The following is a 26465-nucleotide window of genomic DNA, read 5'->3' as shown; positions in this document are numbered from 1 at the left end:
GAAAATAAATCGGATTTCCCTGGGGAGGTGTACTCATGTTAGAGCAGGTGATTTTAATAACTATCGTTATGGGATTTCTAATAAGTGTATTGCTATCCCCAATCATTATACCGTTTTTAAGAAGATTGAAATTTGGTCAAAGTATAAGAGAAGAAGGGCCGAAATCGCATCAAAAAAAATCGGGAACTCCTACTATGGGAGGTGTAATGATCATTATTTCAATTATCATTACAACGATTGTCATGACGGGTAAGTTTTCTCAACTTAGTGTAGAAATGTACCTTTTATTGTTTGTAACGTTCGGATATGGTTTACTTGGCTTTTTAGATGATTTTATAAAAGTTGTCATGAAGCGCAACCTTGGATTAACGTCTAGACAAAAGTTGCTTGGTCAAGTGATTATTGCAGTTATTTTCTATTTAGTGTTCACACAATATGGTTTTTCTACGGAAATTTCAATTCCTGGAACGTCTGTTTCATTTGATCTGGGTTGGGGATATGTGATTTTAGTCATTTTTATGTTAGTTGGCGGTTCAAATGCTGTTAACTTAACAGATGGACTAGATGGGCTTTTATCGGGAACAGCCGCAATTGCGTTTGGTGCTTTTGCTGTTTTGGCTTGGAATCAGTCACAATATGATGTAGCAATATTCTCAGTAGCTGTTGTTGGAGCGGTTTTAGGATTTCTAGTCTTTAACGCTCATCCGGCAAAAGTGTTTATGGGAGATACTGGATCTCTGGCTTTGGGTGGAGCGATTGTAACTATTGCAATTTTAACAAAACTAGAAATTTTACTTGTATTAATTGGCGGAGTTTTTGTAATAGAAACACTATCTGTTATTATTCAAGTCATTTCATTTAAAACGACTGGTAAAAGAGTTTTTAAAATGAGTCCTCTTCATCATCATTACGAATTAGTTGGATGGTCCGAGTGGAGAGTTGTTGTAACGTTCTGGACGGTTGGTCTTTTATTTGCAGTACTTGGAATTTATATTGAGGTGTGGTTGTAATTGAAAAACGTGAAAGATTATCTACATAAACATGTATTAGTTATAGGTTTAGCAAAAAGCGGCTTAGCGGCCGCTAAATTATTACATCGGCTTGGAGCAAATGTTACAGTAAACGATGTAAAAGCTACAGAGGAAGACCCTAAAGTTAAAGAATTAATGAGTCTGGGGATCAAAGTAATTGGAGGGAGCCATCCGTTAACTTTAATTGACGAGAACCCTGTTGACATTATTGTGAAAAATCCAGGTATACCTTATTCAAATCCCTTAATTGCCCGTGCTAAAGAAAAAAATCTACCGATCATAACTGAGGTGGAGCTTGCTTATAAAGTATCAGAAGCAGATATCATTGCTATTACTGGTTCAAATGGTAAAACAACAACTACTACTCTTATTTACGAAATGCTTAAAATGGATCAAAAACAACCATTAATTGCCGGAAATATTGGTACTGTCGCTTGTGAAGTAGCAGAAAAAGCAACAAAAGAAAATGTTATTGTTATGGAGCTGTCATCATTTCAACTATTGGGAACAATTGATTTTAAACCTGCAATTGCGATGATTCTGAATATTTTTGATGCACACCTAGATTATCACGGAACGAAAGATGAATATGTATATGCAAAAGGTAAAATTTATGAAAATCAAACAAATGACGATGTATCAATAGTTAATAAAAATGACAATGAGGTTTATGCATTGTCGGAAACTTCTAGGGCGCAAAAAATCTACTTTTCAACATCAAGTGTACTGGAAAATGGAGTATACATTAAAGATGAGTGTATTTGGTTTAAGGGTGAAAGGGTTATTAATATTAAAGATATCGTTTTACCTGGAGAACATAATTTAGAAAATATTCTTGCAGCAATTACAGCTGTAAAATTAAGAGATGTTTCAAATGAGGCAATTTATAAAGTACTGACAACATTTCAAGGTGTTAAACATCGTCTTCAGTACGTCGATTCTGTTGAAGGTCGACGCTTCTATAATGATTCAAAGGCCACAAATATGCTTGCTACAGGTAAAGCACTTCAAGCCTTTTCATCACCTACGATATTGCTGGCAGGCGGCCTTGATCGAGGAAATGAGTTTGATGAATTAAAACCATTCTTAAAAAATGTAAAAGCGATGATTTTATTTGGCGAAACAGCACCAAAGCTTGAGAGAATAGCAAAAGATAGTGGAATAGAACATATTAAACGTGTCGATAATGTAGAAAAAGCTGTATCTGCGGCGTTTAATGTTTCTGAAAATGATGATGTTGTATTGTTATCACCTGCATGTGCAAGCTGGGATCAATACAAAACTTTTGAAGAAAGAGGAGACATTTTTATTCAAGCCGTGCATAAGCTTAAATAAGGGCTTGTACGATTGAATCAGCCATAATGCTTATAATGTGAACGTTGCTATACACATTGTAAGATATTGGTGAATTCTCTTTTAATGCTATCGTTTAGTAGCTATTAATATGACATGATCTATGTGCCATACAGCCCTTAATAAACTGATACAGGGGTGTTCGGCGTTGTCAGCGAAAAGGTCTACTCCAGATTTTATCTTAGTTATCCTTACCTTATTACTCTTAACAATTGGCCTGATAATGGTATACAGTGCAAGTGCTGTGTGGGCTACGTATAAATTCGATGATTCGTTCTTCTTTGCAAAACGTCAGCTTTTATTTGCCGGTGTTGGTGTCATTGCTATGTTTTTCTTAATGAATGTCGATTATTGGACATGGAGAACCTGGGCAAAAATGCTCATCATTGTTTGTTTTTTTCTACTAATCGCGGTATTAATCCCTGGAATTGGTATGGAAAGAAACGGTTCAAGAAGCTGGATTGGAGTCGGAGCTTTTTCCATACAGCCTTCTGAGTTTATGAAATTGGCCATGATAGCATTTTTAGCTAAATTTTTATCAGAAAATCAGAAAAAAATTACATCCTTTAAAAAAGGTCTGTTGCCATCGTTAGGATTGGTTTTTACAGCTTTTGGTATTATCATGCTCCAGCCTGACTTGGGAACAGGTACAGTTATGGTTGGTACTTGTATTGTCATGATTTTCGTATCCGGTGCAAGAGTTATTCACTTTGTATGGCTTGGACTTCTTGGAGTTGCTGGATTTGTTGGACTCGTATTATCTGCACCATACCGAATCAAGAGGATTACATCATTTTTAGACCCATGGGAAGATCCGTTGGGAAGTGGATTCCAAATTATTCAATCTCTTTATGCGATTGGACCAGGAGGATTGTTTGGTCAAGGACTGGGACAAAGCCGCCAAAAGTTCTTCTATTTACCTGAACCCCAAACAGACTTTATTTTTGCAATATTAGCAGAGGAACTAGGTTTTATAGGAGGGTCATTAGTCATTTTGTTGTTTGGCTTGTTACTTTGGAGGGGAGTAAAAATAGCCCTCGGTGCCCCAGATTTATATGGCAGCTTTTTAGCCATTGGCATTATTACAATGGTTGCTATTCAGGTGATGATCAATATAGGCGTTGTAACAGGCTTAATGCCGGTTACAGGAATTACACTCCCTTTTTTAAGTTATGGAGGGTCCTCGCTCACTTTAATGTTAATGGCAATGGGAGTATTATTAAATGTAAGCAGATATTCAAAGTATTAAGTGAAATTTGTTTTATCAAAGGTTGTTTATCATATAAAATAAAGGTATTGAGGCTGACGTTAGGTAAGTGACAGATCCATGAGGTTTCATTAATCTCTGGCAGTCCTTAATGGTCAGCCTTATTATATTTACATAGTGTATCATTATCATTAAAAATGATAAAAAACTTAAATTGTAGTTAATGGGGGAAAGAAAATGAGAGTTGTAGTAAGTGGTGGAGGAACTGGAGGACATATCTATCCGGCACTAGCGTTAATTAATGAAATAAAAAAACACCACTCAGATGTTGAGTTTTTATATATTGGCACGGAAAACGGCTTGGAACATAATATTGTGAATAGAGCGGGAATTCCTTTTAAATCGGTAGAAATTTCAGGTTTTAAAAGAAAGATTTCTCTTGAAAATATAAAAACAATAACACGTTTTATTACAGCTGTTTCATTAAGCAAACGATATTTAAAAGATTTTAAAGCAGATGTAGTAATTGGAACAGGTGGATATGTTTGCGGACCTGTGGTTTATGCTGCTTCCAAATTAAACATTCCAACTGTGATTCATGAACAAAATAGTTTGCCTGGGATAACTAATAAGTTTTTATCCCGGTATGTTGATAAGGTGGCAATTTGTTTTGAAGAGGCAAGAAGTTACTTTCCAGGAAATAAGGTTGTATTAACTGGAAATCCACGTGCGTCAGAAGTGATCGGTCAAAATGCAATGAAAGGGCGAGAATCTCTTGGATTGGACAAAGATAAGAAAACAGTCCTCATTTTCGGGGGAAGCCGTGGAGCAAAAGCCATAAATGAAGCTGTATTGGAAATGATTCCTTCTTTAGAAGGAAAGCCATATCAAGTAGTCTATGTGACAGGGGAAGTTCATTATGATAAGGTGATTGAGGAAGTGAAATCATTAACCCAATCAGCACATGTAATCATCAAACCTTTTATACACAATATGCCTGAAGTATTAGCGTCTGTTGACTTAATTGTTTCAAGAGCAGGTGCAACATCACTAGCTGAGATAACAGCATTGGGATTACCGAGTATTCTTATTCCAAGTCCATATGTAACAGCTAATCATCAGGAAGTGAATGCAAGGTCGTTAAGTGATCATGATGCAGCTATTTTAATCAAGGAATCAGATCTTAACGGTCAAATATTAATATCTCAAATAGACAATCTTTTACTCAACGAACTCAAACTCAATAAAATGAAGAAAGCGTCGAAAGATTTAGGTATACCAGATGCCGCAAGTAGGCTATATGATGTATTAAAAGATATATCTAAATAAAACAGCAAAGATTTACGTGAATAGGGAGGTAAAGTATGAAAACTTTATTTAATGAGTTAACAGAAGCGAATATTGGGAAAGTCCTTGAAAATGAACCACTAGCCAAACATACAACTATAAAAATCGGTGGTCCTGCCGATATATATATAGAACCAAATAGTACAGATAGTTTATGTAAAGCAATAGAAATCATTAAAGATAATAATGTTAAGTGGACGGTCATAGGAAGAGGGTCTAATTTGCTTGTTGCAGATAAAGGAATTGAAGGAGCAGTTATAAAACTTGGAGCCGGAATGGATGACTTTGATCTAAATGGAGAAATCCTTACAGTTGGTGGAGGTTGTTCTGTTATTAAGCTTGCAACAATAATTAGTAAAAAGGGATTTTCAGGCCTAGAGTTTGCCAGTGGAATTCCTGGGTCCATTGGTGGAGCAGTGTATATGAATGCAGGTGCTCACGGATCAGACATGTCCAATATTGTTGTAAAAGCACGCATTTTATTTGATGATGGTACAATACAATGGTTATCAAATGAAGAACTTGATTTTTCATATCGAACGTCGATACTTCAGGAAAAAAGACCAGGTATATGTATTGAAGCTGTTTTACAACTGAAAACAGGGGAAAAAGAAGACATAGTTGCTGTCATGCAAAAAAATAAAGATTACAGAAGAGACACCCAACCGTGGAACTATCCTTGTGCAGGTAGTATTTTCCGCAATCCTCTGCCGAACTATGCAGGTCAATTAGTTGAAGCTGCAGGGCTGAAAGGATACCAATTGGGGGGAGCGAAAATCTCTGAAATGCACGGTAATTTTATTGTAAATGCTGGCGGAGCAACTGCTCAAGACGTACTTGATTTAATTGCATTTGTTAAAAAAACAATCCTCGAAAAATACGACATACCGATGGAAACAGAGGTAGAAATAATTGGCCGTAATTAGTCACAATACTCCCCATTATTTCCTTTTATTGTGTTATAATGACTAATGTAAAAATGGCTAAATGATCTTTTTTGATTTATAAACGGCATTTTTAAAATGCCGTTTATTTTATACGATCATATTATTAGAATTTCATTAACTTAAGAGCCAAATTATTTGCTTAAAGAAATCTACCTAGACTCATTCAACTAGGGTGGGGTGAAACGGATTGGAGAAAAAAGTTGTTTCGTTAGAAGACCGCATACCGAAATTACAGCACCAGCGAAAACAGAAAACGAACCGAAGGCTTATTTCATTCTTATCTATTTTCTTTCTGCTAATATTACTAGTTATTTATTTTCAATCTCCATTAAGTAAAGTAGGCAGTATTAAAGTAGAAGGAAATGTTCATGTTGATGCAGAAGAAATTATCAATTTGAGTGAAATAACAACCTCATCAGGCTTCTGGAATATTAATACAAAAAATGTTCAAACATCCATTGAAGAGCATTTACAGATTAAAAAAGCCACGATAGAGAAAAAATTCCCTAATCAAGTTGTATTGGTTGTCAATGAATATGAAAGTATGGCATACCTTGAGGATCAAGAGGGATATAGGCCAATACTTGAAAATGGACAAGTTCTTAAGGAAAGAACTGTAAATATTCCAGCAGATGCTCCGGTTTTAATTGGTTGGAAAAAAGAAGAACATATCAAAGAAATGATGAGTGAATTGAAGAAATTATCTCCAAGTATTTTTAATTCTATTTCTGAAATTCACCATACTCCGGATAAAACAGATCCTTGGCTAGTTCATCTTTATATGAATGATGGATATGAAGTAATGGCATCTGTTCGAACTTTTTCAAAGAAAATGAATACTTATTCTAAAATAGTCAGTCAGTTAGATGAAGATAGTAAAGGAATCATACATTTTGAAGTTGGTACGTATTTTGAATCTTTTACACCACTAACAACTATGGAGGAGGATGAGACAATTAATGAAAATGAGAGGTAGCTATGTCATTTTCTCACTCATTCTTCTTGTTCTTGGTTTTCTAATTTCATATTCGTATCAGCTAACTAAAGAGAAAAGCCGTGATGGATCCATTACATCAGAACAATGGAATCGTGAATATGAGGTAAGGTCACAACTCATCGCAAAAGAAGAAACAAATCAAGAACTTCAAGCTGAACTTAACAAAAAACAAGATGAAGTTAAAAATATTGAAGAGTCTTTAAAAGATGAGACGCAGGTGTACTATAATCTTGTTGAAGATGTAGAGAAATTTCGAATGTATGTAGGAGACTTGGCGGTAGAAGGAAAGGGTGTACAGGTTACGTTAGAGGATGCATCTTATGTACCTGAAGGCGAAAATGTCAACAATTACATTGTTCATGAAAGCCATATATTTAATGTAATTAATGAGCTGTACATATCAGGAGCAGACGCAATCTCAATAAACGGTCAAAGATTATCGAGTCATTCGTATATATATTGCAATGGCCCTGTCATTACGGTTGATGGAAATCAATATCCTGCACCCTTTATCATTGCAGCTATAGGTGATCCAAATGTATTATTACCTGCATTGAATATAAATGGAGGTATTGTTGATCAACTAGCATATGATAATATTGTTGTTACTTTAGAGAAAAAAGAACAAATTATTATGGAGCCTTTACTTCAAGATCAAAGTTCTTCATAATACGTGTCCTGTCTTGTAATGAGATTCTTAAATGTTTATTTTATACTTTAAAAATGTGTAAACTTATTAAAGGATAAAAGTATAAGGAAAAACACCGACTTCTTTTATTCCAGGTGGCATGACGTGTTTTTCTAAGACTGATAGGTGGTAGGGTGAAGGAAACAAATGGGAAAAAAGGGCTTAGTTTTACAATTTTAACGATGATTTTTGGGTTAATGCTTGGAGTTCAATATCAAACAATAAAAAATCCGATTGAAAGAGACACACGTGATATGTGGCAATTAAGAGAGGATTTGAAAAAGGAACAGCAGCTTCAATTAGAGTTGTTATCTGAAATACGGAAATATAATGAAGTTATCGAGTCTCATGAAAACAAAGACAGTGCAGATCCTGAAAATGCTCTTAAAGAAACTTTGGCCGTTTTAAAGGAAGAGGCAGGACTTACGGAGGTAACAGGTTCAGGTATAACTATAACGATTGATAAGTTGTTTTCTGAGGAACTTCTAGGGATAGAAATTCAGGATATTTCTCCGGATTTACTAAAACGTCTGGTAAATGAATTAAATTCGTATGGTGCAAAAGAAATTTCTATTCAAGGTAGGCGCTTGATAAATTCAACCGTAATAAGAGATATTAATGGACAAACAAAAATAGATAATTTTAGTTTGCACTCCTATCCTATAGAAATTAAAGTTATCTCAGAAGATGTGGACAAGCTTTATAACCGTATGAATGCTTCAACAACGGACGAAGATTTTGCCATTGATAATTTAAGTTTAACAATCTCTGATCCAATTGATGAATTGACCGTTCCTGCATACGAGGATTCGATTCGTGTTCGGAATATGAAGCCTAAAGAGATAGTTGAAGGGGAGATTAATATGTGGCTGCCAATTCTTGGTCTCATATTAGGAGTATTTTTAGGATTAGTGTCAGAGTTAAGAATTCCCCCCGAATATTCAAATTATTTATCAATAGCCATACTAGCAGCTCTTGATACTTTATTAGGTGGAATTCGAGCTCATTTGCAGGATATTTATGATGAAATGGTATTTGTTTCCGGTTTTTTCTTTAACATCATTTTGGCTGCAAGTTTAGCTTTTCTCGGGGTCCATATTGGTGTAGACTTATATTTAGTAGCTGTGTTTGCGTTTGGTGTTAGGCTTTTTCAAAACATTGCCGTAATTAGAAGGATATTGATTTCAAAATGGTCAATTTCTCGTGGAAAACTGAAAAAAGTTGAATAAATTAAAGGAAATATTAAGTATTTGACGAATAAACACTAGTGAAGCCAAAAATCAAGTTTATCTTAAAAAATTATTTTGTAACAAACCTGTAAAGCTAGATTCATTGTCATGTTGTTCTGTAAAGAATAGAATAGAAAGTATTGATAGATAGGGAGGTGCCTTAGAATGAACAACAATGAATTATTTGTAAGTCTTGACATCGGTACATCCAGTGTTAAAGTAATTATTGGTGAAATGACAAATGATACTTTAAACATTATTGGTGTAGGTAATGTGAAATCAGAAGGAATTAGAAAAGGATCTATAGTAGATATTGATGAAACGGTTCATTCTATTAAAAAAGCGGTAGAACAGGCCGAGAGAATGGTTGGAATCTCCCTTAAGCGAGTCGTGGTAGGTGTAACAGGAAACCATGTTCAACTCCAAGACTGTCATGGAGTTGTTGCTGTTTCCAGTGAAAATCGTGAGATAACAAATGAGGATGTAAGAAGAGTTATAGAGGCTGCTCAGGTTGTCTCAATACCGCCAGAAAGGGAAATCATTGATGTGATTCCAAGGCAGTTTATCGTGGATGGACTAGATGAAATAAATGATCCAAGAGGTATGCTTGGTGTACGTTTAGAAATGGAAGGCGCGATCATAACTGGATCTAAAACGATTTTACATAACTTATTACGATGTGTAGAACGTGCCGGATTGGAAATAACAGATATTTGTTTACAGCCATTGGCAGCAGGTTCTGTTGCATTATCCAAAGATGAGAAGAACCTGGGTGTCGCATTAGTTGACATTGGTGGCGGTTCAACCACTATTGCAGTATTTGATCAAAATCATTTAATTGCAACAAGTGTGCTTCCGGTCGGTGGTGAAAATATCACAAAAGACATTTCAATAGGTCTACGTACAACTACTGATGAAGCTGAACGTCTTAAAGTGAAGTATGGACATGCTTTTTATGACCATGCATCGGAAGATGAAATTTTTGATGCTTCTGTAATTGGATCAGACCAAAAAAGAACATTTAATCAATTAGAGCTTGCGGATATTATTGAAGCAAGAATGGAAGAAATCTACGAACTTATTTTACATGAACTTAGTAGACTTGGAATTCAAGAACTACCGGGAGGATATGTATTAACTGGCGGCACTGTAAAAATGCCGGGGGTCCTAGAACTAGGACAAGCAGTCCTTCAAAATAGTGTGAGAATCGCAAGTCCTGATTATATTGGTGTTAGAGAGCCTCAATATATGACGGGAGTGGGTCTAATCCAATTTGCATATAAAAATGCTAAAATTCAAGGCAGAAAAATAGGATCAAATGTTACGGTTGATGCAGTTGAGGTTGCTGCATCAAATGAACCACAGCCACAACAGAGAATAAAACCTCAAAAGCAACAAGAAGATAAAAAAGTAAACAAAGTGAAGAAATTTTTTGGCTACTTCTTTGAATAGTTAACATCAATTAGAAGTCATTTGATGGATTAGGAGGATTTTGCATGTTGGAGTTTGATACAAATATTGACGGCTTAGCTACCATTAAGGTCATCGGGGTTGGTGGCGGTGGTAATAACGCTGTTAATCGAATGATAGAACACGGAGTTCAAGGTGTGGAATTTATTGCAGTTAATACAGATGCTCAAGCATTAAATTTATCTAAAGCTGAAATTAAGATGCAAATTGGCTCAAAACTAACAAGAGGATTAGGTGCAGGAGCAAATCCTGAGGTTGGTAAAAAAGCAGCTGAAGAAAGTAGAGAACAAATTGAAGAAGCGCTTAGAGGCGCGGATATGGTATTCGTAACAGCTGGTATGGGTGGTGGAACAGGTACAGGTGCAGCACCTGTTATCGCTCAGATAGCAAAAGATCTCGGGGCATTGACAGTGGGTGTTGTAACAAGACCTTTCACATTTGAAGGTCGTAAACGTCAAATGCAGGCTGCAGGCGGAATTACATCTATGAAGGAATCTGTTGATACTTTAATCGTGATTCCTAACGATCGACTACTTGAAATTGTCGATAAGAATACGCCAATGCTTGAGGCGTTTAGAGAAGCGGATAATGTATTGCGACAAGGTGTTCAAGGTATTTCAGATTTAATTGCTACACCTGGCCTAATAAATCTTGATTTTGCAGACGTGAAAACCATTATGTCGAACCGTGGCTCAGCATTAATGGGTATTGGTGTTGCAACTGGTGAGAACCGTGCTGCTGAGGCCGCTAAAAAAGCTATTTCAAGTCCTTTATTAGAAAAATCAATTGACGGTGCGCAAGGTGTACTAATGAATATTACTGGTGGAATGAACTTAAGTTTATATGAAGTTCAGGAAGCTGCCGATATCGTCGCTACAGCATCAGATCAAGATGTTAACATGATTTTTGGATCCGTTATTAATGAAAACCTTAAAGATGAAATCATTGTTACAGTTATTGCGACTGGATTCACTGAACAAGAAATGAACCCGTTAAAGCCGCAAAGTACTCGTTCATTTGGTAGTAATGGTGGTACAGTGTCTAAACCAGCTCCAAAACGTGAGGCTCATCGTGAGGAACCTGTTCAAGAATCAATCAGTCGAGGTAATGTTCAACAACAAACAGATGAAGCATTGGATATACCTACATTTTTAAGAAATAGAAACAAACGCAGATAAAAAAGAGTGCCTTTGGCACTCTTTTTTTCTGTTTTCACCTTCTTTTGATTAAGACAGTAAATGATTCTTTCTCAAACTTCCCCTTTTTCTATGATTCAAACCTGTCGACAAAAATTCTGATAATCTATCAAAAATACTTACTGTTTCTCGGCAGTAAATGACAGACTTCCTATTGGATTGGATTTATACTAGTTCCAACAGGTGCTCATCTATTGATCTACTATAAAATGGGATAGATAATAGGAGGGATTCAATGACACGGGGGAAAGGAGTAACAGATGTCTATTTATTTAGACGTAATTTGGCTTTTAAACTTTTCCTTTGATTTACTTCTACTTGTTCTAACAGCAATCGTGTTAAAAAGGAAAACAAATAAATTACGAATGGTTTTGGCAGCTCTTATTGGATCAAGTATTGTAATAATGATGTTTACACCATTAGCTTTTATTGCAAATCATCCATTAGGAAAAATGTGTATATCCGTTTTAATGGTTTTGTCAGCTTTTGGTTTTAAAAGATTCCGTTTCTTCTTCCAAGGACTGCTTACCTTTTATGTTGTAACTTTTTTGGTTGGCGGTGGAATGATTGGAATACATTATTTTTTACAGCAGGAAATGACATATTTAGAAGGGGTTTTAATGACAAATTCGACTGGTTTTGGTCACCCAATTAGCTGGTTATTTGTTCTAATTGGTTTTCCTGTATTATGGTTGTTTGCTAGAAATAGCATAGAAGGAATTGAAACTAAAAAAATCCATTATGACCAGTTAGTAAAGGTACAGATTACTGTGGATAATATTCAGTTTTCATTGAAAGGACTTATTGATAGTGGAAACCAACTGTTTGATCCTATTACAAGAAGTCCTGTCATGATTATCGATACATTAAAAGTACAGGAATTTCTCCCAAAGCTTCTAGTTCATCAAGCTATCCAGGATGATGTAATGAAAGCAATGAGCGAACAAAACGAAGGTCATGCTTGGGAACATAGGGTTCGTATTATCCCTTATCGCGTAGTAGGAAGTGAGCATCAATTTCTCTTAGGCTTTAAACCTGATGAAGTTTGTATCGAAACCAAAAATGAAACCATAAAGGTTCAAAAAACAATTATTGGTTTAAACCGTACCACATTATCCTCTGAGGATGCGTATGAATGCATTGTTCATCCGAAAATGCTTCAGGGACCATCGATTCAGCAAGTATCTTAGTGATGTTACTTCTATCATACTCTGTAAAGAACCATTTAGTACGTCAGAGTATATTTCTTTTGAAAATTATTTAGTAAATGTTATGTAATACTGGTCATTAATTATGATTTGAGGGGGAGGAAAATGAAGAAATTAAAATTACATCTTACTTATTTATGGTATAAGCTTTTAATAAAACTTGGTATTAAATCTGATGAGGTATACTACATAGGAGGCAGTGAAGCATTACCGCCACCTCTCTCGAAAGAAGAGGAAGAAGTATTATTGCAAAAGCTACCATCTGGTGACCAGGCGGCAAGATCAATTTTAATTGAGAGAAATCTTAGACTTGTTGTGTATATCGCTAGAAAATTTGAGAATACAGGAATTAATATTGAGGATTTAATTAGTATAGGTACAATTGGATTAATTAAAGCTGTTAATACATTTAATCCTGAAAAGAAAATTAAACTTGCTACATATGCATCCCGCTGTATTGAAAATGAAATTTTAATGTATTTACGGAGAAACAACAAACTTCGTTCTGAGGTGTCTTTTGATGAACCGCTGAACATTGACTGGGATGGAAATGAATTATTATTGTCTGATGTATTAGGAACAGAAGATGATATTATTACAAAGGATTTGGAAGCAAACGTAGATCGAAAATTGCTTTTAAAAGCTCTTCAGCAATTAAATGATCGAGAAAAACAAATTATGGAGCTCCGATTTGGGTTACAGGGTGGAGAAGAAAAAACCCAAAAGGATGTTGCAGATATGCTTGGAATTTCCCAATCCTATATTTCAAGACTTGAAAAAAGAATTATTAAAAGATTGCAAAAAGAATTTAATAAAATGGTGTAAAAAAATTTTTTATCTTATCAAAGCCTAATATATCAATAAAGATGAGGATATCTGCTTCAACTGACCTATATAGCTTGTGCATATTTTTTCCTGTCGAGGAGATACTTAACTCTGTACAGCAACTCCTGTTAGGAGGGAAAAATGTGACAAGAAATAAAGTCGAAATTTGTGGAGTAGATACCTCAAAACTTCCAGTTCTTAAGAATGAGAAAATGAGAGAACTATTTAAGCAAATGCAAAACGGAGACTTATCAGCAAGAGAAGAGCTGGTAAATGGCAACTTAAGATTGGTACTTAGTGTAATCCAGCGATTTAACAACAGAGGAGAGTTTGTTGACGATTTGTTTCAAGTTGGCTGTATAGGATTAATGAAATCCATCGATAATTTTGACTTAGGCCAGAATGTCAAATTTTCAACATATGCTGTACCAATGATTATCGGAGAAATCCGTAGATACTTAAGAGACAATAACCCAATCCGGGTATCCCGCTCACTTCGTGACATTGCTTATAAGGCACTTCAGGTAAGAGAACGACTCATGAGTGAAACATCTAGGGAACCTACTGCAGAGGAAATATCAAAAGAGCTTGATGTGCCTCATGAGGAGATTGTGTTCGCACTTGATGCGATCCAGGACCCGGTGTCACTGTTTGAACCAATCTATAATGATGGTGGAGATCCAATCTTTGTTATGGATCAGTTAAGTGATGAAAAGAATCGCGATATTCAATGGATTGAGGAATTAGCTTTAAAAGAGGGCATGAGACGCCTAAATAGTCGGGAAAAGTTAATTTTAAGAAAACGCTTCTTCCAAGGTAAAACTCAAATGGAAGTTGCCGAAGAAATCGGAATATCTCAAGCACAAGTGTCAAGGCTTGAAAAAGCTGCAATCAAACAAATGAATAAAAATATTCAAAACTAGGGCTGCTCATTATGAGGAGCCTTTTTCTATTTATCCATTAAACAGGCAGTAAAACTCCACTTTAGATTAGAGAGAAGCGAAGAAGATAATTGGGAGATAACTGCCTCTAAAGATCTGCCGAAGGACAGGACATCCAAGTAAGTCTAGACATAAAGATGTGGTGTTTTGATCGTGATAAGTATCATTTATATTATAAAATACAAGAAATAATTTACTTGTTTTGAATAGTTCGTACCCTAACTAACATAGATATGTATGAGGGGAGTTAGTGAATTGTGACGACCGATGAAGGACATTGGAGGGAAGCTTATGTATATTTCTGAGTTCCAAACAAAAGATGTTGTCAACGTTTCGGATGGGAAAAAATTGGGGAATATTGGAGATTTTGATATTAATGTTACAACAGGTAAGATACAAGCTATTATAATTAACGGCAATGGGAGAATGCTGGGTTTCTTTGGGAAAGAAGAAGAATTTATCATTCCTTGGAGAAATATAGTTAAAATTGGAGAAGATGTCATTTTAGTTAGAATGAATCGACAAAATGAGATACAAGATGAATAATTTCTCACTCAATACTAAACGTAGTGGGGAAAATGTGGTAAAATAAAGAGTAATAGTATACATTAAATGTCGAAAATAAGGATTGAACATTTATGAAAGCTAATGTTTTTGAGCAAATAGACGATACCCATCTAACTTTAACAGATTGGAATAGGCTAATAAAGGGTCTGACAGTTGGCTTTACTACAAAATCTGGTGGTGTTAGTACGGGGAACTTTACATCTTTAAATCTTGGCCTTCATGTACAAGATCAGCCGGAAGATGTTCGAGAGAATCGAGAAGTTCTCGCGAAGTCACTCTCGTTTTCAATCAGAAAATGGGTCTTTGCTGAACAAGTTCATTCAAACAGGATTATGAAGGTGAACAAATCCAGTTGTGGGAAGGGAAGACTCAATTACGAAGATGGATTAGCAGCTTGTGATGGCGTTTATACGACTGAAAAAGGAGTTATGCTATCCCTTTGTTTTGCAGATTGTGTTCCTTTGTACTTCATTGCTCCAAAACACTCTCTTATAGGGTTAGCACATGCAGGCTGGAAAGGGACGGTAAAAGATATAGCTGGTGAAATGGTGAGAAAGTGGCGGTTAAATGAAGGTATAGATGCAGACGATATTTATGTTGCCATAGGCCCTTCAATAGGAGATTGCTGCTATGTCGTTGATGATCATGTTATATCATCAATTGATAAAAGGGTATTAGATTATAAACCAATACCCTATAAACCAATGGCTAATGGAAAATATCAACTAGATTTAAAGCTTCTTAATGAATATTATTTAAGAAATGCAGGTATTCTCAAAGAAAACGTATTAGTTTCAGATCTTTGTACAAGCTGTGAGAAAGAATTGTTTTTTTCACATCGAAGAGATAATGGGAAAACAGGTAGAATGCTCAGTTTTATTGGAATAAATGAGGAGGTTACCCTCTAACAAATGAACATTCAGGATAATTACAAAGCTATTCAGCATACAATACAAACTACTTGTCAACGAGTTGGTAGAATTCCAAAACAAATAAATGTCATAGCCGTAACAAAATATGTAAGTGTTCAACGTGCGAAGGCAGCTCTTGAAGCTGGTGTCCGTCATCTAGGTGAAAACCGTGATGATGGACTGAATGAAAAGGTAAAAGAACTAGGAAACGATCCAATCTGGCATTTTATTGGTTCACTGCAAACACGTAAAGTGAAAAACATCATTGATAAAGTTGATTTCATTCATTCTCTTGACAGATTGTCATTAGCGAAGGAAATTGATAAAAGATCTTCCAAACCAATGAAATGTTTTGTACAAGTAAATGCTTCTGGAGAAGAATCTAAACATGGCTGTTCACCAGAGGAACTTGTTGATTTTATTCAGCAGTTAACTCATTATCAACATATTCAAGTTGTTGGGCTAATGACAATGGCGCCAAACACAGAAGATAAAGAAGTTATAAGAAATTGCTTTAAAAAGGTAAGACAACTTCAACATGATGTACAAGCTTTACAATTACCATCAGCACCTTGTCACGAGTTATCAATGGGAATGTCAAATGATTATGAGATAGCGATTGAGGAAGGTGCGACATATATAAGAATTGGTACGTCACTTGTTGGAAACGAAACTGGAGGTGTATAATATGTCAATTAAAAATAGATTTAAAAGCTTTTTTGCCTTAGATGACGAAGAATATGAATATGAGGAACCTGAAATGAAAGAACCGCAATATGAGGCTCCACAGCCACAGGCTTTTCCAAATAAAACGCCACAATCAACTAAACAAAATGTTGTAAGTTTGCAAAGTGTTCAGAAATCGTCTAAAGTTGTTTTAAGCGAGCCTAGGGTGTATGCAGAAGCACAGGAAATTGCCGATCAATTAAAAAATCGTCGTGCTGTTGTTGTTAATCTACAAAGTATACAAAGAGATCAAGCAAAACGGATAGTGGATTTTCTGAGTGGTACTGTTTATGCAATAGGTGGGGATATTCAACGAATTGGCACCGATATCTTTTTATGCACCCCTGATAATGTGGATGTATCGGGAGCAATATCTGAATTAGTATCAGAAGATGATCATCAAAGGTGGTAGGCAAACATGAGTATATTGTTAAGTTTAATTAACACTCTAATCACGTTCTACTCGTATGCGCTTATCGTATACATATTACTATCGTGGTTTCCTGGAGCTAGAGAATCAGGTTTTGGCCAATTCTTGGCTAAAATCTGTGAACCGTATTTAGAGCCTTTCCGAAAAATTATTCCTCCATTAGGAATGATTGATATTTCACCAATTGTCGCAATCTTAGCTTTACGTTTTGCTCAATATGGGGTTTCTTCAATATTTAGAATGATTGGCTAGGGACTATTAGTATAGTCCCTCTTTTTTATCATATTGGAACGATGATAAATTTCTTGAACTGAGGTTAGATCAAGGGATCGAACTAATTTTCATATTTAGTATGTGACACTTTTTATATAACGGAGTTGAATTATGAATCAAATTTATCAACATTTTCGACATGAAGAACGGCAATTTATTGATCAAGTAGTAGAGTGGAAAGAAAACGTTCTAAATCAATACAGTCCAAAATTAACAGATTTTTTAGATCCTCGTGAACAGGAAATCGTCTCTTCTGTTATAGGAGAACATATAGATGTGAAGGTATCCTTTTCAGGTGGTGTTGAGGATACAGAAAGAAAGCGAGCTTTCCTCTATCCTGATTATTATCAAGTATCAGAGGAAGATTTTAAACTAGCTTTGTTTGAAGTACAATATGCCTCTAAATTTATTACCTTGCAACATAGGCAAGTATTAGGATCTTTAATGAGCCTTGGATTAAAACGCAGTAAGTTTGGAGACATTCGTTTTCATAATGATACAGTTCACTTTATATGTGCGACCGAGATCTCTGAGTATCTTAGTGCGAATTTTAAAGAGATTGGCCGTGCAAAGATATCTTTGAAAGAAATTGATTCTTATCAATTCATTCCTAACAAAGAAGAGGTACAAGAAATGGTCACAACTGTTTCTTCGTTACGACTAGATGTGGTAGGAGCAGCTATATATAATTTATCACGTCAAAAAATTCAACCTTTGATCACCAATGGCCATGTAAAGGTGAATTGGAAAGTCGTTGATTCAGCATCTTTTGAATGTCAAGATGGGGATACTTTATCAATACGAGGATATGGAAGAAGTAAATTGACTTCCGTTGAAGGAAGAACGAAAAAAGATCGAGTTAGGATTGTCGTTAGGAAACAAAAATAAAGTTTGTGCTATCATATAATAAAATAATTTAAAAGAAATAGCAGGATTTTCAACAAACATGTCGAAATATGATTTATAATGTTGTCAAGGATTAACTATTTCACTACATATTGGAGGTGGCATCCATGCCTTTAACACCTTTAGACATCCATAATAAGGAATTTAATAAAGGGTTTCGTGGATATGATGAGGATGAAGTAAATGAGTTTTTAGATCAAGTCATAAAAGATTACGAGATGATTATCCGCGAAAAGAAAGAACTTGAGTCTCGTGTAACAGAATTAAATGAAAAATTAGGTCACTTTACCAATATTGAAGAGACATTGAATAAATCAATTGTGATCGCTCAAGAAGCAGCAGAAGAAGTGAAGCGAAACGCTCAAAAAGAATCAAAGCTTATCATTAAAGAAGCTGAGAAAAATGCTGACCGTATTATTAATGAATCATTATCAAAATCACGAAAAATCGCGATGGAGATTGAAGAACTTAAAAAGCAATCTAAAGTATTTAGAACTCGGTTCCAAATGTTGATTGAAGCTCAACTTGACCTTCTTAAAAATGACGATTGGGATCATTTATTAGAGTATGAAGTTGAACCTGTTTTTGGTGAAGCAGAGGAAACAAAAAGCTAAACTTGACTTTTTGTTTTTTTATCGCATATAATACGGAAACGTAGATATTTTTTGAAAAACTTATAACACAAAAGTTAAACGGTGAAAGGGACAGTAGTCTTTTAGCAACCTTATTTAAGCGAATCGGGGATGGTGGAAGCTCGAAATAAGGTAAAAGATGAAGATCACCCTGGAGTTCCATGCTGAACATATCTAATAAGTAAGCTATGGCGATACATTCACGTTACGAATGATGGAGTGGATTAAATATTATATTTAATCTAATAGGGTGGTACCGCGAGATAACCTTCTCGTCCCTTGTAGGGATGAGAAGGTTTTTTGTGTTTTCATGAGGTTGGAATTAATCTTATGAGATAGAAAGCAGAAAATAGCTAAATTAAGATGAAAGAATTTGGAGGAATACTACATGGATTACAAAGATACCCTTTTGATGCCAAAGACAGATTTTCCGATGAGAGGGAATTTGCCTAAAAGAGAGCCATTAATCCAAGAAAAATGGGAAGACATGAAGATTTATGAAATGGTACAGGAACGAACAAAAGATCGTCCTCTTTTCGTTTTACATGATGGCCCTCCATATGCCAATGGTGACATTCATATGGGGCATGCTTTAAACAAAATCTTAAAAGACTTTATTGTACGCTTTAAATCTATGAGTGGATATTGTGCTCCTTATGTACCTGGTTGGGATACACATGGTTTACCGATTGAAACAGCCTTAACAAAAAACAAAAAAGTTAAAAGAAAAGAAATGTCTGTAGCTGAGTTCCGCAAGCTTTGTGAAGAGTATGCATGGGAGCAAATCAATGGTCAACGTGAGCAATTTAAGCGACTTGGTGTTCGTGGTGATTGGGAAAACCCTTATGTGACACTTAAACCGGAATATGAAGCACAACAAATTAAAGTGTTTGGTGAAATGGCGAAAAAAGGTTATATCTATAAAGGGTTAAAACCAGTATATTGGTCTCCATCAAGTGAATCAGCACTTGCTGAAGCAGAGATTGAATATGCAGACAAACGCTCACCATCAATTTATGTAGCATTTCCAGTGAAAGATGGTAAAGGTGTTCTTTCAAATGATGTGAAAATTGTGATTTGGACGACAACACCATGGACAATGCCAGCTAATTTAGGGATTTCAGTTCACCCTGAACTAGAATATAGTGTCATTACAGTAGATGGTGAAAAATATCTAGTTGCATCAGAATTAGTAGAATCTGTTGCTTCAACAATTGGTTGGGAAGATTATAAAGTTGATCAAACTGTAAAAGGATCCCAACTTGATCGTGTTGTAGCCAAACACCCAATTTACGATCGTGATTCATTAGTAATGCTTGGAGAGCATGTAACAAGTGAAGGTGGAACTGGTTGTGTTCATACGGCACCTGGTCACGGTGAAGATGACTTTGTTGTAGGTCAACAATATAACTTGGATGTTTTATGTCCTGTGGATGAAAAAGGATATATGACAAAGGATGCACCGGGCTTTGAAGGACTATTCTATGATGAAGCAAATAAACCAATCACAGAAAAGCTTCAAGAAGTTGGAGCATTATTAAAGCTTCAATTTATTACACACTCTTATCCACATGATTGGAGAACGAAAAAGCCAACTATTTTCCGTGCAACAGCACAGTGGTTTGCTTCTATTAAAGATTTCCGTGATGATCTATTGAAAGCTGTAAATGAAACAAAATGGGTGCCTGCATGGGGAGAGACGCGTCTTTATAATATGGTTCGTGATCGTGGAGATTGGTGTATTTCCCGTCAACGTGCTTGGGGTGTACCGATCCCTGTATTTTACGCTGAAAATGGTGAACCAATTATTACAGATGAAACGATTGAGCATGTGTCCAACTTGTTCAGAGACAATGGATCTAATATTTGGTTTGAGCGTGAAGCAAAAGATCTTTTACCAGAAGGATTTATACATGAAGGCAGCCCGAACGGTAAATTTACAAAAGAAAATGATATTATGGATGTTTGGTTTGATTCAGGTTCATCACACCAAGCTGTATTATTTGAAAGAGAAGATCTCCAAAGACCTGCTGATTTATATTTAGAAGGTTCTGATCAATATCGAGGTTGGTTTAACTCATCTTTATCAACTGCTGTAGCTGTTACTGGAATAGCGCCATACAAAGGTGTTCTAAGTCACGGTTTTGCACTTGATGGAGAAGGGCGGAAAATGAGTAAATCATTAGGTAATACAGTAGTTCCTGCTAAAGTTATGAACCAACTTGGTGGAGATATTCTTCGTTTATGGGTAGCTTCTGTTGATTATCAGGCAGATGTACGTGTTTCAGATGCAATTCTTAAACAAGTTGCTGAAGTATACAGAAAAATTCGTAACACATTCCGTTTCTTATTAGGAAACTTAAGTGATTTTAATCCAACTACAGATTCAGTAAGCTTGGAAAATTTACGTGATGTTGACCGTTACATGCTTGTAAAGCTTAATAAGCTAACGAAACGAGTTAGAGAAGCTTATGATCAATATGAGTTTGCAGCAATTTATCATGCAGTTCACAATTTCTGTACAATTGAATTAAGCTCATTCTACCTGGATTTTGCAAAAGACGTACTATATATTGAATCAAAAGAAAATCAAGAGCGTCGTGCTATTCAAACGGTGCTTTATGAAACATTACTTTCACTAGTTAAATTAGTAACACCAATTCTTCCACATACAGCTGATGAAGTTTGGGAACAAATTGACTCTGTTAAAGAAGTGAGTGTTCAACTTGTTGATATGCCTGAGGTAAAAGAGTATGAACAAGCAGATGAACTAGAAAAGAAATGGGATTCATTTATGTCCCTACGTGATGATGTGTTAAAAGCATTAGAAGTAGCACGTAATGAAAAAGTTATTGGAAAATCGTTAACAGCAAGCATTTCTCTATATCCAAATGCAGATGCAAAAGCATTACTGGATTCTGTAGAAGAAGATTTAAAACAATTATTTATTGTTTCCGGGTTTGAAATTGCAGGAGAATATGCTGTGGCTCCCGAACATGCACAAACGTTTGATACTGTTAAAATCGTTATTTCACAAGCTGAAGGTGAAACATGTGAACGTTGCTGGATCGTAACTCCTGAAGTTGGTCAAGTTGAAGATCACCCAACATTATGTACACGATGTGCGTCAATTGTTAAAGAACATTATTAATGCTAAAAAGCCATGTCCATTTTAGGATATGGCTTTTATCGTAATAACGAAGTACACGCCCATTTTTTTACAAAAGTGTTTGGAGTAAATGAAAGCAGGGTAAGAAATACATATCTAAACAATGAGTTGGCCGAAAATCAAAGTTAACAGCCTTTACATGCACAGGAAAATTCTTATCAGGGTGAGTCAAGATACTTTCGGGCAAAACTATATTAACATCATGAGAAGGATAAGGAGTTGTCCATCTTGAATAAATTTTCTGGTATTTGCTATGAATTACAAGTGATGAAAGAAGAACTGCGAGCCCGTTTATTTGATCACAGTTTGTTTGAAATGACTTGTGACGATCATCAAGGTAAAAGTCATACATGCATCATATAAAAGAGGAACTTCAAGATGTAGAACGTGCCTTAATGAAAATTGATAAAGGACTTTACGGGTATTGTGAAGAAACCGGTGAAGAAATACCTTTTGAAAAATTAAGGATACTCCCAACAGCCAGAACAAAATATGATTTCTTTTTCCAGGAACTATTTGAAAGAAAATCCCTTCCCCAACACGACTATACTCATGAAGGAACATATATCACAGGCAGCGATTTTTAATTGAAAGCTCAAATTACTTTTTGATGGTAAGTAATTTGGGCTTTTTATTGCAAAAAAGAAGATCATTTTACTACTTCTTTAGCTTTCTTTTTTATTATGGTACAATTCATAAGGATAAACCTTGTACAAATAGAACATAGAAAGTTGGGGAGAATGTGTATTATTACATAATTGCCGGTTTAATTATCATTATTGACCAACTAACAAAATGGTTGATTGTGAAGAATATGGAAATTGGTGATCATATTCCTGTTATTGAAAATTTCTTTTATATCACATCCCATCGTAACCGGGGAGCAGCCTGGGGGATACTTCAAGGACAAATGTGGTTTTTCTACATGATCACAGCGGTCGTCATTGTGGGGTTAATCTATTATATCCAAAAACATACGAAGGAAAATAAGGTCATGGGTGTTGCGTTAGGATTTATGCTGGGTGGAGCAATTGGTAATTTCATTGACCGTTTATTTCGCAAAGAAGTTGTCGATTTTATAAATACATATATCTTTTCATATGACTTCCCAATTTTTAATATAGCCGATTCTGCTTTATGTATTGGAGTTGGATTATTATTTATCCATATGTTGTTTTTTGAAGGGAAAAAGAAGGAGCAAGCTTAATGAACATCGTTGAAATACAAGTAAGTGAAGAGTATAAAAATGAACGTATTGATAAGTTTTTATCAACAGTAAATAATGAATGGTCTAGAACTCAAGTACAGCTTTGGATTAAAGACGGATTAGTTAAAGTAAATGACCGATTAATAAAAACGAACTACAAATGCCAAGTGGATGATAACATTGTAGTCGAAATTCCAGAACCAGAAGCACTAGATGTTGTTGCAGAAGAAATGGATTTGGATATCTATTATGAGGATCAGGATGTGTTAGTTGTCAATAAACCGAAAGGAATGGTTGTTCATCCTGCGCCGGGTCATATGAGTGGTACGCTAGTGAATGGTTTAATGGCCCATTGCAAAGATCTATCAGGAATTAATGGTGTCTTAAGACCTGGCATTGTCCATAGAATTGATAAAGACACATCCGGATTACTTATGGTAGCAAAAAATGATATGGCACATGAATCCCTAGTGCAACAACTTGTAGATAAAACAGTTACCCGGCGATATAAAGCACTTGTACACGGAAACATCCAGCATGATCATGGAACAATTAATGCCCCGATTGGCCGTGATAAAGTTGACCGTCAAAGTATGACAGTTACCAATGTTAGCAGTAAAGAAGCGGTCACTCATTTTCATGTAATAGACCGATTTGAACAATATACATTTGTTGAGTGTCAACTTGAAACAGGAAGAACTCATCAAATTCGTGTTCATATGAAATACATCGGATATCCACTTGTAGGTGATCCGAAATATGGACCTAAAAAGACACTGCCGATTGATGGACAGGCGCTTCATGCAGGAATCCTTGGTTTTGAACATCCGAGAACAAAGGAATACCTTGAGTTTGAAGCGCCCTTACCAGCAGAGTTTTTAAATGTTTTGGAACAGATTAAAAATAATCGTTGACACATTTCTACATGTTTGTCATAATGTAAATAACTTAAGAAGAACCTTTAACACAGTCCCGTGAGGCTGAGAAGGAAAACGGATAAGACATCAAAGTCTTTTGACTTAGGATGATTATGTCTTCGTTGACCCTCTCACTGTATACGGTGGGAGGGTTTTTCGTTTTCAGAGGTTAAAAACGAAAGGAGAATGATGATGTCTCAAAAAGCAGTTTTATTAGACGAACAAGCAATCCGCAGAGCGTTAACTAGAATTGCTCACGAAATTATCGAGAGAAATAAGGGGATTGAAGATAGCATCTTAGTAGGTATTAAAACAAGAGGCATTTACCTTGCAAATAGACTTGCAGAACGAATCGAGCAGATAGAGGGTAATAAGATTGCCATTGGCGAATTAGATATCACTCTTTACCGAGATGATCTGTCAAAAAAAACAGATGATCAAGAACCGCTGGTAAAGGGATCTAATATACCGGTTGATGTAACAAACCAAAAAGTCATCTTAGTTGACGATGTTTTATATACAGGCAGAACAGTAAGAGCAGCTATGGATGCACTTGTGGACATTGGCAGACCTGCAAATATTCAACTAGCTGTGTTAGTAGATAGAGGGCATCGTGAATTGCCAATTCGTGCAGATTATGTAGGGAAGAACATTCCAACATCAAGTTCTGAAAAAATCGTTGTCGAATTAAAAGAAGCTGATCAGCAAGATCTGGTTACAATACATGAAAATGAATAAGTATACCCTTTAAAGATTTGTCCAGAGAGGCAGCAAAGGGGACATAAAGATGTAGTCAACATAAGACTGCTTATCTTTTTGTACCTCTTTGCCCTAATAGCAAAGAGGTTTTTTGTTTAATGTCAAACATTTCTTTCAAACATACATGCTAACAAAGATTGAAATAACATCGGAGGTTTAATACATGAAAGAAGATCAAATCGTTTTAGACGTAAAAGATACGCCAAAACCAGTAACATGGCTTGCACTTAGTTTTCAACATTTATTTGCAATGTTTGGTGCGACAATCCTTGTACCGTTTCTAGTTGAATTAGACCCGGCAGTAGCTTTAATTTCAAGCGGACTTGGCACAATCGCCTTTTTATTAATTACTAAAGGCCAAGTACCTGCATATCTTGGATCATCGTTTGCATTTATAACACCAATTATTGTTGCAAAAGCATCTGCAGGTATAGGGGCAGCAATGGTTGGGAGCTTCTTAGCGGGTTTAGTTTATGGAATAATCGCCTTGCTTATTAAAGGAACCGGACATAAATGGATTATGAAAATCCTCCCTCCGGTAGTTGTCGGCCCTGTTATTATCGTTATCGGATTAGGCTTAGCTGGTACAGCAGTTGGAATGGCAACAAATGATACTGCTGGTGAATATAGCTTAAAATATTTCTCAGCCGCATTAGTCACATTATTAATTACCATCTTATGTTCAATTTTTCTTAAAGGTTTTTTCAACCTAATACCAGTGTTAATCGGAATTGTTGGAGGTTATATCTATTCTCTAGCAATTGGCATCATTGATTATACAAGTGTTATTGAAGCAAAATGGTTCCAAGTGCCGAACTTTGTTCTTCCATTTGTTGATTATACACCATCAATAACACTGGACATTGTCCTGTTGATGGTCCCTGTTGTTGTTGTAACAATATCAGAGCATATCGGTCATCAGTTAGTTTTAGGTAAGGTTGTAGGTAGAGATTATATTGAAAAGCCAGGCTTACATCGTTCATTATTAGGTGATGGTGTAGCAACAATGATCGCGTCACTAATTGGCGGTCCTCCAAACACAACATACGGGGAAAACATCGGAGTATTAGCCATTACAAGAGTTTATAGCATCTTTGTTATAGCGGGTGCTGCAGTACTAGCAATCATCTTCGGATTTATAGGGAAAATTTCAGCGCTAATCAGTTCAATCCCTTCACCAGTTATGGGTGGTGTATCAATCCTATTATTCGGGATTATCGCTTCTTCAGGATTACGAATGATGATTGACAGCAAATTAGATCTGGGAAACAAAAGAAATCTCATTATTGCTTCTGTGATTTTAGTCATAGGAATTGGTGAAGCAACTTTGAAAATAGGTAATTTAGACTTGCATGGTATGGCATTAGCAGCCCTTATTGGAATCGTATTGAACTTAGTCCTGCCAGCTGATAAAGATGAAACAGTAAATAAAGAAACAGCATAAGAGAATGACTTAGATCTTTTAAAGAATAGTCCAGAGAGGCTTAAAAGGGTGTAAGGCAAACAAAGGTATACCATACCTTCATTTG

25 protein-coding genes, 2 pseudogenes and 1 other annotated feature are annotated in these 26465 nt (G+C 35.7%); all 27 genes and pseudogenes read left to right on the top strand.

Translation table 11 applies throughout. The features are described from left to right. Positions 1 to 35 precede the first annotated feature (35 nt). The 27 genes and pseudogenes from mraY (at position 36) to AC0L8O_RS13080 (ending at position 26380) form a co-directional block, all read left to right on the top strand. The gene (mraY, locus tag AC0L8O_RS13210; RefSeq protein ID WP_078434431.1) at positions 36 to 1010 is read left to right on the top strand and encodes a phospho-N-acetylmuramoyl-pentapeptide-transferase; all 975 of its coding nucleotides are present in this window, start codon (positions 36 to 38) and stop codon (positions 1008 to 1010) included. Beyond that, the gene (gene murD / locus AC0L8O_RS13205; protein ID WP_473442893.1) at positions 1011 to 2366 is read left to right on the top strand and encodes a UDP-N-acetylmuramoyl-L-alanine--D-glutamate ligase; all 1356 of its coding nucleotides are present in this window, start codon (positions 1011 to 1013) and stop codon (positions 2364 to 2366) included. 121 nt (positions 2367 to 2487) lie between these two features. After that, entirely contained in the window at positions 2488 to 3633 is a 1146-nt protein-coding gene (spoVE, locus tag AC0L8O_RS13200; protein WP_078435323.1) for a stage V sporulation protein E, read from the top strand. Between the two features lie 195 nt (positions 3634 to 3828). After that, complete coding sequence (gene murG, locus AC0L8O_RS13195; protein WP_473442891.1) at positions 3829 to 4920, top strand: undecaprenyldiphospho-muramoylpentapeptide beta-N-acetylglucosaminyltransferase; 1092 nt, start codon at positions 3829 to 3831, stop codon at positions 4918 to 4920. Positions 4921 to 4955: 35 nt separating this feature from the next. Then, on the top strand, positions 4956 to 5864 hold the full coding sequence (gene murB, locus AC0L8O_RS13190; protein WP_473442889.1) for a UDP-N-acetylmuramate dehydrogenase: 909 nt from the start codon (positions 4956 to 4958) through the stop codon (positions 5862 to 5864). Between the two features lie 208 nt (positions 5865 to 6072). Next, complete coding sequence (locus AC0L8O_RS13185; RefSeq protein WP_473442887.1) at positions 6073 to 6861, top strand: cell division protein FtsQ/DivIB; 789 nt, start codon at positions 6073 to 6075, stop codon at positions 6859 to 6861. Then, the gene (locus AC0L8O_RS13180; RefSeq protein ID WP_473448876.1) at positions 6851 to 7552 is read left to right on the top strand and encodes a DUF881 domain-containing protein; all 702 of its coding nucleotides are present in this window, start codon (positions 6851 to 6853) and stop codon (positions 7550 to 7552) included. Before AC0L8O_RS13185 ends, AC0L8O_RS13180 begins: the two co-directional genes overlap by 11 nt. 200 nt (positions 7553 to 7752) lie before the next feature. Continuing rightward, positions 7753 to 8343 (top strand): annotated as a pseudogene (locus AC0L8O_RS13175) (DUF881 domain-containing protein); the annotation flags it as partial. A 90-nt stretch (positions 8344 to 8433) separates the two neighbouring features. Further along, on the top strand, positions 8434 to 8799 hold the full coding sequence (locus tag AC0L8O_RS13170) for a small basic family protein (RefSeq protein WP_026560460.1): 366 nt from the start codon (positions 8434 to 8436) through the stop codon (positions 8797 to 8799). A 165-nt stretch (positions 8800 to 8964) separates the two neighbouring features. Continuing rightward, entirely contained in the window at positions 8965 to 10251 is a 1287-nt protein-coding gene (ftsA, locus tag AC0L8O_RS13165) for a cell division protein FtsA (RefSeq protein ID WP_473442885.1), read from the top strand. A 44-nt stretch (positions 10252 to 10295) separates the two neighbouring features. Continuing rightward, on the top strand, positions 10296 to 11447 hold the full coding sequence (gene ftsZ, locus AC0L8O_RS13160) for a cell division protein FtsZ (protein WP_078434423.1): 1152 nt from the start codon (positions 10296 to 10298) through the stop codon (positions 11445 to 11447). A gap of 278 nt (positions 11448 to 11725) precedes the next feature. Then, positions 11726 to 12655, top strand: a complete 930-nt coding sequence (gene spoIIGA / locus AC0L8O_RS13155; protein WP_473448542.1) for a sigma-E processing peptidase SpoIIGA — start codon at positions 11726 to 11728, stop codon at positions 12653 to 12655. A 123-nt stretch (positions 12656 to 12778) separates the two neighbouring features. Then, positions 12779 to 13498: an RNA polymerase sporulation sigma factor SigE gene (sigE, locus tag AC0L8O_RS13150; protein WP_078434421.1), complete on the top strand. Its 720-nt coding sequence runs from the start codon at positions 12779 to 12781 to the stop codon at positions 13496 to 13498. Positions 13499 to 13539: 41 nt separating this feature from the next. Continuing rightward, the gene (gene sigG, locus AC0L8O_RS13145; protein WP_264143864.1) at positions 13540 to 14421 is read left to right on the top strand and encodes an RNA polymerase sporulation sigma factor SigG; all 882 of its coding nucleotides are present in this window, start codon (positions 13540 to 13542) and stop codon (positions 14419 to 14421) included. 285 nt (positions 14422 to 14706) lie between these two features. Further along, on the top strand, positions 14707 to 14985 hold the full coding sequence (locus AC0L8O_RS13140; protein ID WP_026559437.1) for a YlmC/YmxH family sporulation protein: 279 nt from the start codon (positions 14707 to 14709) through the stop codon (positions 14983 to 14985). Positions 14986 to 15077: 92 nt separating this feature from the next. Continuing rightward, the gene (pgeF, locus tag AC0L8O_RS13135) at positions 15078 to 15914 is read left to right on the top strand and encodes a peptidoglycan editing factor PgeF (RefSeq protein ID WP_264143865.1); all 837 of its coding nucleotides are present in this window, start codon (positions 15078 to 15080) and stop codon (positions 15912 to 15914) included. Positions 15915 to 15917: 3 nt separating this feature from the next. Continuing rightward, a complete protein-coding gene (locus AC0L8O_RS13130; RefSeq protein ID WP_473448538.1) occupies positions 15918 to 16604 on the top strand; it encodes a YggS family pyridoxal phosphate-dependent enzyme in 687 nt (228 codons plus the stop codon). A 1-nt stretch (position 16605) separates the two neighbouring features. After that, positions 16606 to 17055 carry a cell division protein SepF gene (locus AC0L8O_RS13125; protein ID WP_264143867.1) on the top strand — a complete coding sequence of 150 codons (450 nt, stop codon included), beginning with the start codon at positions 16606 to 16608 and terminating at the stop codon, positions 17053 to 17055. Between the two features lie 6 nt (positions 17056 to 17061). Continuing rightward, complete coding sequence (locus tag AC0L8O_RS13120; RefSeq protein ID WP_078434417.1) at positions 17062 to 17325, top strand: YggT family protein; 264 nt, start codon at positions 17062 to 17064, stop codon at positions 17323 to 17325. Positions 17326 to 17457: 132 nt separating this feature from the next. Further along, a complete protein-coding gene (locus tag AC0L8O_RS13115) occupies positions 17458 to 18234 on the top strand; it encodes a YlmH family RNA-binding protein (RefSeq protein WP_264143868.1) in 777 nt (258 codons plus the stop codon). Between the two features lie 125 nt (positions 18235 to 18359). Continuing rightward, positions 18360 to 18866, top strand: coding sequence for a DivIVA domain-containing protein (locus AC0L8O_RS13110; RefSeq protein WP_078434415.1), 507 nt, complete (start codon positions 18360 to 18362; stop codon positions 18864 to 18866). Positions 18867 to 18938: 72 nt separating this feature from the next. After that, positions 18939 to 19167: a binding site (T-box leader), on the top strand. Between the two features lie 105 nt (positions 19168 to 19272). Further along, the gene (gene ileS / locus AC0L8O_RS13105; RefSeq protein ID WP_473448533.1) at positions 19273 to 22035 is read left to right on the top strand and encodes an isoleucine--tRNA ligase; all 2763 of its coding nucleotides are present in this window, start codon (positions 19273 to 19275) and stop codon (positions 22033 to 22035) included. A 285-nt stretch (positions 22036 to 22320) separates the two neighbouring features. Further along, positions 22321 to 22640 (top strand): annotated as a pseudogene (locus AC0L8O_RS13100) (TraR/DksA family transcriptional regulator). A 155-nt stretch (positions 22641 to 22795) separates the two neighbouring features. Next, on the top strand, positions 22796 to 23260 hold the full coding sequence (lspA, locus tag AC0L8O_RS13095) for a signal peptidase II (protein WP_264143870.1): 465 nt from the start codon (positions 22796 to 22798) through the stop codon (positions 23258 to 23260). Next, positions 23260 to 24174, top strand: a complete 915-nt coding sequence (locus AC0L8O_RS13090; RefSeq protein WP_078434412.1) for an RluA family pseudouridine synthase — start codon at positions 23260 to 23262, stop codon at positions 24172 to 24174. Before lspA ends, AC0L8O_RS13090 begins: the two co-directional genes overlap by 1 nt. Positions 24175 to 24369: 195 nt before the next feature. Further along, entirely contained in the window at positions 24370 to 24915 is a 546-nt protein-coding gene (gene pyrR, locus AC0L8O_RS13085; RefSeq protein ID WP_473448873.1) for a bifunctional pyr operon transcriptional regulator/uracil phosphoribosyltransferase PyrR, read from the top strand. Positions 24916 to 25099: 184 nt separating this feature from the next. Then, positions 25100 to 26380 (top strand): solute carrier family 23 protein, encoded by a 1281-nt coding sequence (locus tag AC0L8O_RS13080; RefSeq protein WP_473448530.1) that lies wholly within the window; start codon positions 25100 to 25102, stop codon positions 26378 to 26380. The last annotated feature ends 85 nt before the right edge of the window (positions 26381 to 26465 follow it).

The sequence above is a fragment of the Metabacillus sp. KJ11-3 genome, from assembly GCF_055808295.1.
This window is presented reverse-complemented; position numbering and strand designations above follow the sequence as displayed.

Bases quoted from the DNA above. Each gene is read 5' to 3' on its own strand.
- mraY (WP_078434431.1), top strand. From the start codon at position 36: ATGTTAGAGCAGGTGATTTTAATAACTATCGTTATGGGATTTCTAATA.
- spoVE (WP_078435323.1), top strand. From the start codon at position 2,488: ATGTGCCATACAGCCCTTAATAAACTGATACAGGGGTGTTCGGCGTTG.
- murG (WP_473442891.1), top strand. From the start codon at position 3,829: ATGAGAGTTGTAGTAAGTGGTGGAGGAACTGGAGGACATATCTATCCG.
- murB (WP_473442889.1), top strand. From the start codon at position 4,956: ATGAAAACTTTATTTAATGAGTTAACAGAAGCGAATATTGGGAAAGTC.
- AC0L8O_RS13180 (WP_473448876.1), top strand. From the start codon at position 6,851: ATGAGAGGTAGCTATGTCATTTTCTCACTCATTCTTCTTGTTCTTGGT.
- AC0L8O_RS13170 (WP_026560460.1), top strand. From the start codon at position 8,434: ATGTGGCTGCCAATTCTTGGTCTCATATTAGGAGTATTTTTAGGATTA.
- ftsA (WP_473442885.1), top strand. From the start codon at position 8,965: ATGAACAACAATGAATTATTTGTAAGTCTTGACATCGGTACATCCAGT.
- ftsZ (WP_078434423.1), top strand. From the start codon at position 10,296: ATGTTGGAGTTTGATACAAATATTGACGGCTTAGCTACCATTAAGGTC.
- spoIIGA (WP_473448542.1), top strand. From the start codon at position 11,726: ATGTCTATTTATTTAGACGTAATTTGGCTTTTAAACTTTTCCTTTGAT.
- sigE (WP_078434421.1), top strand. From the start codon at position 12,779: ATGAAGAAATTAAAATTACATCTTACTTATTTATGGTATAAGCTTTTA.
- sigG (WP_264143864.1), top strand. From the start codon at position 13,540: ATGAGGATATCTGCTTCAACTGACCTATATAGCTTGTGCATATTTTTT.
- AC0L8O_RS13140 (WP_026559437.1), top strand. From the start codon at position 14,707: ATGAAGGACATTGGAGGGAAGCTTATGTATATTTCTGAGTTCCAAACA.
- pgeF (WP_264143865.1), top strand. From the start codon at position 15,078: ATGAAAGCTAATGTTTTTGAGCAAATAGACGATACCCATCTAACTTTA.
- AC0L8O_RS13130 (WP_473448538.1), top strand. From the start codon at position 15,918: ATGAACATTCAGGATAATTACAAAGCTATTCAGCATACAATACAAACT.
- AC0L8O_RS13125 (WP_264143867.1), top strand. From the start codon at position 16,606: ATGTCAATTAAAAATAGATTTAAAAGCTTTTTTGCCTTAGATGACGAA.
- AC0L8O_RS13120 (WP_078434417.1), top strand. From the start codon at position 17,062: ATGAGTATATTGTTAAGTTTAATTAACACTCTAATCACGTTCTACTCG.
- AC0L8O_RS13115 (WP_264143868.1), top strand. From the start codon at position 17,458: ATGAATCAAATTTATCAACATTTTCGACATGAAGAACGGCAATTTATT.
- AC0L8O_RS13110 (WP_078434415.1), top strand. From the start codon at position 18,360: ATGCCTTTAACACCTTTAGACATCCATAATAAGGAATTTAATAAAGGG.
- ileS (WP_473448533.1), top strand. From the start codon at position 19,273: ATGGATTACAAAGATACCCTTTTGATGCCAAAGACAGATTTTCCGATG.
- AC0L8O_RS13090 (WP_078434412.1), top strand. From the start codon at position 23,260: ATGAACATCGTTGAAATACAAGTAAGTGAAGAGTATAAAAATGAACGT.
- pyrR (WP_473448873.1), top strand. From the start codon at position 24,370: ATGTCTCAAAAAGCAGTTTTATTAGACGAACAAGCAATCCGCAGAGCG.
- AC0L8O_RS13080 (WP_473448530.1), top strand. From the start codon at position 25,100: ATGAAAGAAGATCAAATCGTTTTAGACGTAAAAGATACGCCAAAACCA.